Consider the following 640-nt stretch of genomic DNA (forward strand, 5'->3'; position numbering starts at 1 on the left):
TCTCCACGTCTATGACGCCAATTCCAGGTATTGTGTTACCAACCCTTTCGACAATAGCGTCCATCCATCTAACACAACAAAGAGTACCAATTTAATGGGGACTGAAATTGTCACAGGACTCATCATCATCATGCCGAGCGCCAGCAAAATACTGGATACCAATAAATCGATAACAACGAATGGCAGATAGAGGTAAAAACCGATCTTAAACGCACTCTTTATTTCACTTAAAGCATAAGCGGGCAATAATGCGAGGATAGAAGTACGTTCTTCTTCATGTGCTTCACTATCGGGGTTATCTCCGCGTTGAAGGTGAGCTCGCTCAAAAAACTGAGCCAATTCAGCATCCGAATATTTTTCAAGATAATCCCGATAACTATCCAGGCCGTTTTCAACAAAGTGTATAACCGATTGGCTGTCTCTGGTATCGACATTGGCTTGCTGAAGTTGTTCATAGCCATTTTTCACCACGGGTAACATGACAAAAAAGGATAAAATCAACGCTACGCCATTCAATGTCATGTTTGAAGGGACTTGCTGAAGTCCCAAGGCATTGCCCACCATAACAAAAACGATGGAAAACTTTATATAACAGGTTCCGCATGCGATCAAAAAAGGAAGGAGCGTTGAAAATGCCAGT

At 42.2% G+C, this 640-nt stretch carries 1 protein-coding gene; it reads right to left on the reverse strand.

The genetic code is table 11. The features are described 5' to 3' along the window. Window positions 1-9 precede the first annotated feature (9 nt). Window positions 10-639 carry an EscR/YscR/HrcR family type III secretion system export apparatus protein gene (locus tag J5224_RS33610; RefSeq protein ID WP_264629212.1) on the reverse strand — a complete coding sequence of 210 codons (630 nt, stop codon included), beginning with the start codon at window positions 637-639 and terminating at the stop codon, window positions 10-12. Window position 640: the final 1 nt, after the last annotated feature.

The sequence above is a fragment of the Candidatus Symbiopectobacterium sp. NZEC135 genome (genome assembly GCF_025962695.1).